The sequence below is a fragment of the Caulobacter sp. SLTY genome, assembly GCF_009905535.1.
Classification (GTDB): domain Bacteria; phylum Pseudomonadota; class Alphaproteobacteria; order Caulobacterales; family Caulobacteraceae; genus Caulobacter.
This window is the reverse complement of record NZ_JAAALA010000056.1, coordinates 1-9,515: the sequence shown is the minus strand read 5'-3', so window position 1 is coordinate 9,515 and position 9,515 is coordinate 1. Positions and strand designations below refer to the sequence as shown.

10 protein-coding genes are annotated in these 9,515 nt (G+C 68.9%); 9 read left to right on the top strand and 1 reads right to left on the bottom strand.

The annotated features are described in order from the left end of the window. Window positions 1-1,173: DUF6880 family protein (locus GVN21_RS19865; RefSeq protein WP_166576479.1), on the bottom strand; the 1,173-nt coding region annotated here is incomplete at its 3' end. 43 nt (window positions 1,174-1,216) lie between these two features. Here GVN21_RS19865 and GVN21_RS19860 point away from each other — a divergent pair. From GVN21_RS19860 to GVN21_RS19820, 9 genes are all read left to right on the top strand, one after another. Beyond that, window positions 1,217-1,993 carry an exodeoxyribonuclease III gene (locus tag GVN21_RS19860; RefSeq protein ID WP_166576478.1) on the top strand — a complete coding sequence of 259 codons (777 nt, stop codon included), beginning with the start codon at window positions 1,217-1,219 and terminating at the stop codon, window positions 1,991-1,993. A gap of 2 nt (window positions 1,994-1,995) precedes the next feature. Beyond that, window positions 1,996-2,415, top strand: a complete 420-nt coding sequence (locus tag GVN21_RS19855) for a hypothetical protein (RefSeq protein ID WP_166576477.1) — start codon at window positions 1,996-1,998, stop codon at window positions 2,413-2,415. A 118-nt stretch (window positions 2,416-2,533) separates the two neighbouring features. Continuing rightward, complete coding sequence (locus GVN21_RS19850; RefSeq protein WP_166576476.1) at window positions 2,534-3,820, top strand: hypothetical protein; 1,287 nt, start codon at window positions 2,534-2,536, stop codon at window positions 3,818-3,820. Between the two features lie 154 nt (window positions 3,821-3,974). Then, window positions 3,975-4,247: a succinate dehydrogenase assembly factor 2 gene (locus GVN21_RS19845; protein WP_166576475.1), complete on the top strand. Its 273-nt coding sequence runs from the start codon at window positions 3,975-3,977 to the stop codon at window positions 4,245-4,247. Next, window positions 4,237-7,704 (top strand): transcription-repair coupling factor, encoded by a 3,468-nt coding sequence (mfd, locus tag GVN21_RS19840; RefSeq protein WP_166576474.1) that lies wholly within the window; start codon window positions 4,237-4,239, stop codon window positions 7,702-7,704. Before GVN21_RS19845 ends, mfd begins: the two co-directional genes overlap by 11 nt. A gap of 221 nt (window positions 7,705-7,925) precedes the next feature. Continuing rightward, complete coding sequence (gene rnk, locus GVN21_RS19835; protein WP_166576473.1) at window positions 7,926-8,327, top strand: nucleoside diphosphate kinase regulator; 402 nt, start codon at window positions 7,926-7,928, stop codon at window positions 8,325-8,327. Window positions 8,328-8,334: 7 nt separating this feature from the next. Further along, window positions 8,335-8,652, top strand: coding sequence for a hypothetical protein (locus GVN21_RS19830; RefSeq protein ID WP_166576472.1), 318 nt, complete (start codon window positions 8,335-8,337; stop codon window positions 8,650-8,652). 80 nt (window positions 8,653-8,732) lie between these two features. Continuing rightward, window positions 8,733-9,182, top strand: a complete 450-nt coding sequence (locus GVN21_RS19825; RefSeq protein WP_166576471.1) for a (2Fe-2S)-binding protein — start codon at window positions 8,733-8,735, stop codon at window positions 9,180-9,182. Window positions 9,183-9,196: 14 nt separating this feature from the next. Further along, a partial coding sequence (locus GVN21_RS19820) for a molybdopterin cofactor-binding domain-containing protein (RefSeq protein WP_166576470.1) occupies window positions 9,197-9,515 on the top strand: 319 nt, incomplete at its 3' end.

The following is a 9,515-nucleotide window of genomic DNA, read 5'->3' as shown; positions in this document are numbered from 1 at the left end:
GGCGAGGGGGTGGCGGGCTTCCAGGAGGCGGGCGGAGGGTTCGAGGAGGTCGGTTGCGTCGCCCTTGATGTCTCCGGTGCGGGTGAGGACCAGGCGGGCGGCTTCTGCGGGGGCGGGCCATTCAACGAAGAAGCGGAGGGCCTGGGCGGCGTTGGGGTAGGCGCGGGCGTGGGCCATGGCGCGGTCTTCGGCCTCGACATCGTCGAAGTCGCCGAGGCGCTTGAGGTGCGCGCGGAGGAGGTCGGCGTCGAGGCGGGCTTCGAAACCGGCCCAGCGCAATTCCTGGGCTTCGGCCTGGCGGCCGTCGGCTTCCAGAGCGGCGAGCCAGGCGCGTTCCCAGTCGGCGGTGGCGCGGGTGCGCACCCCGCCGGTGGGGCGGGATTTGTTGAGGGCGGCGAAGGCCTCGGCCGTGCGGTCGGCGGCCAGCAGGCGGGAGGCGATGTGTGCGCCGACCAGGGGCTCCTTGAGCTCGGCGGGCGTCCAGGTGGCGATGAAGGCCTCGACGTCGCCCTGGGCGTCGGCGATCTGCTGGATGGCGCGGCGCAGGACGGCGGTGGGGCGGGCGCGGCGGTCCTGGGCGGCGGTCAGCTTGGCCTGCAGGGAGGTCCTGGCCGCGTCGTCGAGCGCGGGGAGGGCGGCCGAGACGATGCCGCTCATCAGCCCCTCGGTGTCGGCAGTGAGGGTTTCGAAGACGCGGTCGGCGAGACCCTGGGGGTTGGCGCGGGCGGCGAGAGCCAGGGGGCCGAGGTCATCGACGGCGGCGGTGAAGACGGCGGCGATCTCGCCCTTGGAGTCGTCGATGCGGTCCATCACCGGGTCGGCCAGGGCGAGCAGGCGCCAAAGCAGTTCGAGGGCGACGAAGGCGTTGAGCTCGGCCATCGGGCCGGCGATGGCGGCGCGCAGCTGGCGCAGCTCGCGAGCGAACTCGGCATAGCGGCGCCAGGTGATGCGGGTGCGCTTCTCGGCGATGGAGGCGAGGCGCTTGTCGAGCTCGACCCCAAGTTCGTCTGCGCCCGCCTCGCCGGCCAGTTCCAGGCGCAGCCGGCGCTTGATGGCCGCCTGGCCTTCGGTGATCTCCATGATCAAGGCCGCGAGCCTTTCCGCCCCCAGCCGTTCGAGGTTGGCGAGGTTGAGGGTCTTCTTCGAGCCGGTGCGTTTGGCGGGGGCCTTCATGGGCTTTGGATACAGTGCGTCGGCGGGGCGTTGAAAGCGGTCGATGAAGCTCGCCACCTTCAATATCAACGGGATCAACGGCCGGCTGGACAACCTGCTCCGCTGGCTGGAGACGGCCGCGCCGGATGTGGTGTGCCTTCAGGAGATCAAGGTCACCGACGAGCGGTTTCCGTTCGGGGCGCTGGAGCGGGCCGGGTATGGCGCGGTGGTGCGGGGGCAGAAGAGCTACCATGGGGTGGCGATCCTGGCGCGGGGGGCCGAGCCGGTGGTGACCCGGCGGCGGCTGCCGGGCGATCCGGGCGATGCCGAGGCGCGGTACGTCGAGGCGGCGGTGGGCGGGGTGCTGGTGGGGTGCCTGTACCTGCCCAACGGCAATCCGTGGCCGGGGCCGAGGTTCGACTACAAGCAGGCCTGGTTCGAGCGGTTCAACGCCCATGCGGCGGCGTTGCTGGCGTCGGGGCACCCGGTGGCGCTGGTCGGTGACTACAACGTCGTGCCGACCGACGCGGACATCTACAACCCGGCCAGCTGGCGGACCAATGCGCTGCTGCAGCCGGAGCCTCGGGCATCGTATGCAGCGCTGCTGGAGCAGGGTTGGACGGACGCGCTGGCGGCGCTGTTTCCGGGGGCGCCACAGTGGACGTTCTGGACGAACATGCGGCAGCGTTGGGCCAACGATAAGGGCATGCGGATCGATCATCTGCTACTCAGTCCGGACCTGGCGGAGCGGCTTGGCGATGGAGGCGTTGATCGTGAGGTGCGCGGCCGGCCCGGCGCCAGTGACCACGCGCCCGTCTGGATAGAGCTGGAAGGACTTTGACGATGAACCGCCTGGCATTCGCCCTCGCCGCCGGCCTGCTGACCGCTTCGGCCACCCCCGCCCTGCTCCTGGCGCCCGCCGTCGCGGCGGCGCCGGCCGATACCCTGACAGGCACAATCAATGCCCAGAACGCCGGCCGCCTGACCGGCTTCATCGCCGACCGGGTCGACAAGGTGGTGACCGTGAAGTTGACCATCGCACCGGGCACGCCGGCCGACTTCAAGGCGCGGAACTACATGGCGGAGGCGAGCGGCGACCTGTTCATCGTCTTCAAACAGGTCGGGGACGACAAGATCCAGGTCGGGGCGCCGATGACCAGTGTGCGGAAGGCCGGAGGGGCCTTCATGCTGGAGGGCCGGTTCAAAGTGGAATACGCCGGGATGGGGCAGGGAACGATGGCCTACGTGCTGCGGCCGGCTTGAGCCACTGACCTGGCGGCCGCTGGGCGCTTCTCGCCCGGCTCACCGGTAGGCCCCCCTTATGCGTGTTGGGCGGCTGTCCGTGCGGGGATAGGACACCCTCGGATTGGGAGCGGTGAACATGTCCTGGGGTTTGAACTTGCCGATGGCGGCGCTCGTGGTCAGCCTTCTTGCCGCCCCGGCCTTCGCCCAGGTTCAGCCGACCCCGGACGGTTGGCGCCCCGAGCAGGCGGCCGCCAAGACCGACGCCTTCATCGCCGAGCAACTGGCGCTGTTCGCCAATCCGCCGGCGGGCGAGAACCGCTACATCATCCTCAGCCGGGTCAGGATGCTGCGGCCTGACGACCCCACGGTGCTGCGTGAGTTCCAGGAGGGGCCGGAAAGGGGTGAGCCCTCCGCCTGGCTGGCCGAGGCGGCGCGCCTGACCCGCGTATCCGATGTGCCCAGCCGCATCCGCGCGGTCTATCTCGCCGACCAGGCCCTGCGCGCCGATCCTACCAGTGTCCAGGCGCGCCTGATGCGGGCGAGGGCGCTCACCAATCTCAACATGGGCCAGCTATCCGCGCTCGCCTGGGACGATGCAACTCGGGTCCTGGCGGCGGATCCCACCTTGCACCGCGCCCACCTCGTCCGGGCCATCCTGCTCCTGCGCGTCAACCGCCTCAACGAATCCCTGACGGAGCAGAACGCCGCCATCGCCCTGGCGCCCCGCGAACCCGCCTATCGCGCCCTGCGAGGCGAGACCCTGCTGGCCCTGGGGCGATATCAGCCGGCGATCGATGATCTGACCCTGGCGCTCAGCGTCACGCCCAACGACCCCGCGGTCCTTAGGTTTCGCGCCGGGGCCTATTTCAAGGACAAGCGGCCTGCGCTCGCCCTCGCCGATCTTGAAGCCCTCGAGCGCCTGATGCCCCAGTCCGTCGAGGTACAGGCCCATCTGATCGAGGTGCTGGATGCCATGGGTCGAAAGGCCGACGCCGACGCCCGCCATCTGGCGGTGATCGTCCGGGACGAGGCCGGGGCGCGCAAGAACCGGTACCTGGCGCAGCGAACGTCCCCCGCGCTTGAAAAGGCGGCGGCGGAAAAGCGAGCGCGCGACGCCTTCCAGTCCTTCGTCGATGACTTCGCTCCGGCGGAGTATTCCTACGAAGGCCTGGTCGAACGGATGCAGAGCGCCGGCGAGGCGCGTGATCCGGAAAAGGAGCGCCGCATCCTGCTCGGCATGGCCGACGACGTTGATCGCCATGCCAAGGCGGCTTTCCGAAAGGGGAGCGCCCTGTCGAAGTCGCCCGACTTCCAGTATCTGGATCCGGAATTGTCGCTCAAGCTCGTTGAGTACATGACCGTTTTGGCGCGAATCCAGGACGGGATGAGCCGGATTGGTCCAGCTCTGCGCAGCAACGACTAGGGTCAATCGGCATTTGGGTTCCAATCCCAACCCGTTCAGCCCGGACCACCAACGCTAAGGCGGCGCTTCCGGTCGCAATATGACGGGAAGAAGGGGAGGAGTTGGCCGTTTCCCCTAGTCGCCACCTTCAGCGCGACCTATATCGGCCGCCTTCATGGATGACGCCCGACTGAAACGATTGCGGATGCGCGCCTGGCGGCGTGGGTTCCGGGAGATGGACCTCATTCTGGGGCCGTTTGCGGATCAGCACGCCCAGGATTTGCCGGAAGATGAGCTGGCGGCGTTTGAGGCGCTGCTCCAGGAAGCCGACCAGGACGTCTATGGCTGGATCATCGGGCGGGAACCTCCGCCGGCCGAGCACGATACCTCGTTGATGAAGAAGCTGCAGGCGTTTCAGCCGAGCCAAGGGCCTGTTCGTGGCGCGTGATGGGGATCTGAAGGCGGTCGCCAAGGCGGACGGGCGGCTGGATCTTGTCTCGGCTCCGGAAGGGTTCGACGCCCTGGTGATGGCCGACATCCTGCGGGCGCGGGGCGGGGCGGCGCTGTTCGTGGCGCGGGATGGGGCGCGGGCGGAGGCGTTTGCGGGAGCGATGGCGTTTTTCGCGCCTGAGCTGGAGGTGGTGCAGTTTCCCAGCTGGGACTGCCTGCCCTACGACCGGGTCGGGCCGGCGCCGGCGGTGGCGGCGCAGCGGATGGCGACGCTGTCGCGGCTGGCGGCGGGGATCGATGCCAAGAAGCCGCTGCTGCTGGTCGCCGGGATGGCCGGGGCCATCCAGCGCGTGCCGCCGCGCGAGGCGGTCAAGGAAGCCAGCTATTCGACCCGGCCGGGCGCCACGGTGAAGATCGAGGACCTGGAGCGGTATTTCGCGGTCAACGGCTATCACCGGGCCTCGACGGTGTCGGAGCGCGGGGAGTTCGCGATCCGGGGCGGGGTGATCGATGTGTTTCCGCCGGCGGCCGAGGAGCCGGTGCGGCTGGACCTGTTCGGGGACTCGCTGGAATCGATCCGCGCGTTTGATCCGGAGACGCAGCGGTCAACGAAACAGCTGCATGAGATCCGCCTGTTGCCGGTCAGCGAGGCGCTGCTGGACAAGGACGCGGTAGCGCGGTTCCGCAAGGGCTATGTCGGCGCATTCGGGGCGCCGGGTGAGGACGCCCTCTATTCGGCCGTCAGCGAGGGCGGGCGGCGGGCCGGGATGGAGCACTGGCTGCCGCTGTTCTATCCGAAGCTGGAGACCCTGTTCGACTATCTGCCCGACCAGGCGCTGATCGCCTTCGACCATCTGGCGCTGGAGGCCCGGGAAGAGCGGCTGGCGATGATCGAGGACGCCTATGGCGCCCGCGCCGACGCCCAGCGGAAGGACAGCTATCGGCCGCTAAAGCCCGACGCCCTCTACCTGACGGCCAAGGAATTCGACGGCCTGGTCGCCCTGCGGCCGACCCGGTGGTTCACCCCGTTCCAGCGCGAGGGCGGGTCGGTGGTGGACATGGGGGCCAAGCTCGGCCGCACCTTCGCCGCCGAGCGCCAGCAGGACAGCGTCAACCTGTTCGAGGCTGCCGGGGCGCATGCCAAGGCCCTGAGCGAGGCGGGCAAGCGGGTGTTGTTCGCCAGCTGGTCTGAGGGAAGTTCCGAGCGGCTCGGGTCCATGCTGGCCGACCATGGGATGAAGAAGCTGCCGCTGGCCAAATACTGGCAGGCGGCCAAGGCCAACGATCCCAAGACACCGCAGCGGGTGGTGCTGCCGCTGGAGGGCGGGTTCGAGACCGACAATCTGGCGGTCATCAGCGAGACCGACATCCTGGGCGACCGGCTGGCGCGGCCGCGCAAGAAGCGGCGGGCGAGCAACTTCCTGGCCGAGGCCAGCGCCCTGACGCCGGGCGACCTGGTGGTGCACATCGACCACGGGATCGGGCGGTACGAGGGGCTGAAGACCCTGGAGGTGCAGCAGGCGCCGCACGACTGCCTGGAGCTGCAGTACGGGGGCGAGGCCAAGCTGTACCTGCCGGTCGAGAATATCGACCTGTTGACCCGCTATGGCGCCGAGGGCGACGGCGTGCAGCTGGACAAGCTGGGCGGGGCGGCCTGGCAGGCGCGCAAGTCGAAGGCCAAGGAGCGGCTGCGGGTGATGGCCGAGGGCCTGATCCAGATCGCGGCGGCGCGGGCGACCAAGCATGTCGAAGAGGTGGATCCGCCGTCCGGGGTGTTCGACGAGTTCTGCGCCCGGTTCCCCTATGAGGAGACCGAGGACCAGCTGAACGCCATCGCCGATGTGCTGACCGACCTTTCCGCCGGCAAGCCGATGGACAGGCTGATCTGCGGCGACGTCGGGTTCGGCAAGACCGAAGTGGCGCTGCGGGCGGCCTTCGTCATGGCGATGAGCGGGCGGCAGGTGGCGGTGGTCTGTCCGACCACCCTGCTGGCGCGGCAGCACTACAAGACCTTCACCGAGCGGTTCCAGGGCTGGCCGGTGAAGATCCGGCGGCTGTCGCGGCTGGCGCCGGCGGCCGAGGCGGCGGAGACCCGCGACGGCTTGGCCAAGGGCGAGTTCGAGATCGTGGTGGGCACCCATGCGGTGCTCTCGAAGCTGGTGAGCTTCAAGGACCTCGGGCTGGTGATCGTGGACGAGGAGCAGCACTTCGGAGTGAAGCACAAGGAGAAGCTCAAGGAGCTTCGGGCCGATGTGCACATGCTGACCCTGACCGCGACGCCGATCCCGCGGACGTTGCAGATGGCGTTGTCGGGCATTCGGGAAATGTCGATCATCGCGACGCCGCCGGTGGATCGCCTTGCGGTGCGGACCTACGTCATGCCGTGGGACGAGGTGAGCCTGCGGGAAGCGCTGCTGCGCGAGAAGTATCGCGGGGGGCAGAGCTATTTCGTCACCCCGCGGATCAAGGACCTGCCGGATCTCGAGACGTTCCTGCGGACATCGGTGCCCGAGGTGAAGTTCGTGGTTGGTCACGGACAGATGGCGCCGACACAGCTCGAGGAGGTGATGACCGCCTTCTACGAGGGGCAGTACGACGTCCTGCTGTCGACCACGATCGTCGAGAGCGGGCTGGATATACCGTCGGCCAATACGATGATCATCCACCGGGCGGACATGTTCGGGCTGAGCCAGCTGTATCAGCTGCGCGGGCGGGTGGGCCGGTCGAAGGCGCGCGCCTATGCCTATCTGACTACCCCGGTCGAGAAGCAGATCACCCTGTCGGCGGAGAAGCGGCTGAAGGTGCTGCAGAGCCTCGACAGCCTGGGGGCCGGCTTCCAGTTGGCCAGCCACGACCTGGACATCCGGGGTGGGGGCAACCTGCTGGGTGACGAGCAGAGCGGCCACATCCGCGAGATCGGGGTCGAGCTGTACCAGCAGATGCTGGAGGAGGCGGTCGCGGCCCTGCGTGAACGCGCGGGCGAGGATTCGCTGGGCGATCGGGGCTGGTCGCCGGCGATCAACACCGGGGCGGCGGTGCTGATCCCCGAGGACTATGTGCCGGACCTGACCGTGCGGCTGGCGCTGTATCGCCGGCTGTCGGACGCGGAGAAGGCGGCGGACCGCGAGGCGCTGGCGGCCGAGCTGATCGACCGGTTCGGGCCGCTGCCGCCGGAGACCGACAGCCTGCTGAAGGTGGTGGCGATCAAGGGGCTGTGCCGCGAGGCCAATGTGGCCAAGATCGACGTCGGGCCCAAGGGCGCGGTGATCCAGTTCCGCGGCGACGAGTTCGCCAACCCCGGCGGGCTGGTCGGCCATATCCAGAAGAACACGGTGGTTTGGAAGCTGCGGCCCGACCAGAAGATCGTGGTCAAGGGCGAGTGGGACACCCCGGCGCAGCGGCTGGATGCAGCGGAGAAGATCTTGGGGACGTTGGCGCGGTTGGCGAAGGCCTGACCGGTCGGTTTGACTTCCCGCAGTGGAAGTGGCCGAATGGGCTGATGTTCTATCGACCGATCTTTCGGCGATTTTCGCATCACGGCGGCAGCCTGCTCGCAGGCTCTTAGCCCCGGGTCATAGCGCGCGTTCGCCTGGGCCCGGGGCGCCACTCAAACCGATCAGATCAATCCGCCCGCGGGGTCTTTCGACCGTCGCGCGCGACGCAATGGAATAAGCCCATGACTGCGAAGAAATCCCGCCCGCCGATCATTATCGGCGCCACCGACGCAGACCGCCTGACGATGCTGGCGACCAGGATGGAGCTGAGCAATCCGACATTGGCCGACCTGCTGCTGGGCGAACTTGAGCGCGCCTCAATACGGCCCGATGAGAAGGTGCCTGCCACCACCGTGGCGATGAACTCGGTCGTCGAATTCCTCGATGAAGCCCACGGCGAGACCCGATCCGTGCAGCTGGTCTACCCCAGCGAGGCGGACATCTCCGCCAACCGCGTCTCGGTTATGACGCCGGTGGGCGCCGGGCTGTTGGGCCTGTCGCCGGGCCAGTCGATCGCCTGGCCGGATCGCAGCGGCCGGGAGCGGCAGTTGCGGATCCTCAAGGTGGAAAGGCCGGCGGCCTGAGGTGAGCGTGGCGCGGGAGTCGGCGCTGGCCGCGATCTGCGAAGAGGCGCGGTGGGAGGCGGCCGATCTGCTGAGCCGGCGTGGCGGGGCCGCGGCGGTCGATCTGTTGCGGGGGCATTCCGGCGAACTCGCGGTCAGCCCGCTGGCGCGCGATCGATTGCTGGCCATGGCGTTGGACCAGGCGGCCGACAGTCTCGCCTCGGGTTCGGCGTCGCTGGAGATCGATCTTTCAGCCGCCGACATCGGAAGCGACGGCTGGTGGCGGGAGGTGTCCGGGCGACGGCCATGGTGGCGATCGCTTTGGGCGCGGATTCGGCGGGGCTGATCGTACGACCCTCCCGGCCAACAATTTCGGCTCGACCGCGCGGCCTGTCGCTGCCACCATCCGTGCTGGAGGGCCTAACGATGACCAAGCTGACCGTGAACGGTAAACCGGTGACCGTGGCGTCGGAGCCCGTTACGCCGTTGCTGTGGGTGCTCCGTGACGAGCTCGACCTGAAGGGCGCCAAGTATGGGTGCGGGATCGCGCAGTGCGGGGCCTGCACGGTGCTGGTCAGCGGCCAGCCGGTGCGGTCTTGTAGCCTGCCGGTAGGGGATATCGCCGGGGCCGAGGTCACCACCATCGAGGGGCTGAAGCCGGGAGATCCGGTGCAGAAGGCCTGGATCGATGTGCAGGTGCCGCAGTGCGGCTTCTGCCAGCCGGGGCAGATCATGAGCGCCAAGGGGCTGCTGAGCGAGAACCCCAAGCCGGACGATGCGGCCATCGATGCGGCCATGTCCGGCAACCTGTGCCGCTGTGGCACCTATGTCCGCATCCGCGCCGCCATCAAGGCGGCCAGCGGCCAAGCCGCCTGAAGGGAGACGCCGAGATGAACGCTCCCGTCGATCGCCGCGCCTTCCTGATCGCGTCCGGCGCCTTTTCGCTCAGCTTCGCCGCGCCCCTGGCCGCGAACGCCCAGCAGGCCGCGCCGGCCGGCTCGCCCTGGACCGCCTATCTGACCATCGCCACGGACGGGAAGGTGCATCTGCTGTCGCCGACCACCGAGATGGGGCAGGGGACGCACACGGCCCACGCGGCGATCATCGCCGACGAGATCGGCGTGCCTCTGAGCTGGGTGACCGTCGAGACGCCGATGCCGTCCGATCCGTTCCGGCGGGGCGGGGCGATGGGGTCGGGCGGGTCGGCCG

Coding starts and splice junctions, on each gene's coding strand:
- GVN21_RS19860 (WP_166576478.1), top strand. CDS start 1,217: ATGAAGCTCGCCACCTTCAATATCAACGGGATCAACGGCCGGCTGGAC.
- GVN21_RS19855 (WP_166576477.1), top strand. CDS start 1,996: ATGAACCGCCTGGCATTCGCCCTCGCCGCCGGCCTGCTGACCGCTTCG.
- GVN21_RS19850 (WP_166576476.1), top strand. CDS start 2,534: ATGTCCTGGGGTTTGAACTTGCCGATGGCGGCGCTCGTGGTCAGCCTT.
- GVN21_RS19845 (WP_166576475.1), top strand. CDS start 3,975: ATGGATGACGCCCGACTGAAACGATTGCGGATGCGCGCCTGGCGGCGT.
- rnk (WP_166576473.1), top strand. CDS start 7,926: ATGACTGCGAAGAAATCCCGCCCGCCGATCATTATCGGCGCCACCGAC.
- GVN21_RS19825 (WP_166576471.1), top strand. CDS start 8,733: ATGACCAAGCTGACCGTGAACGGTAAACCGGTGACCGTGGCGTCGGAG.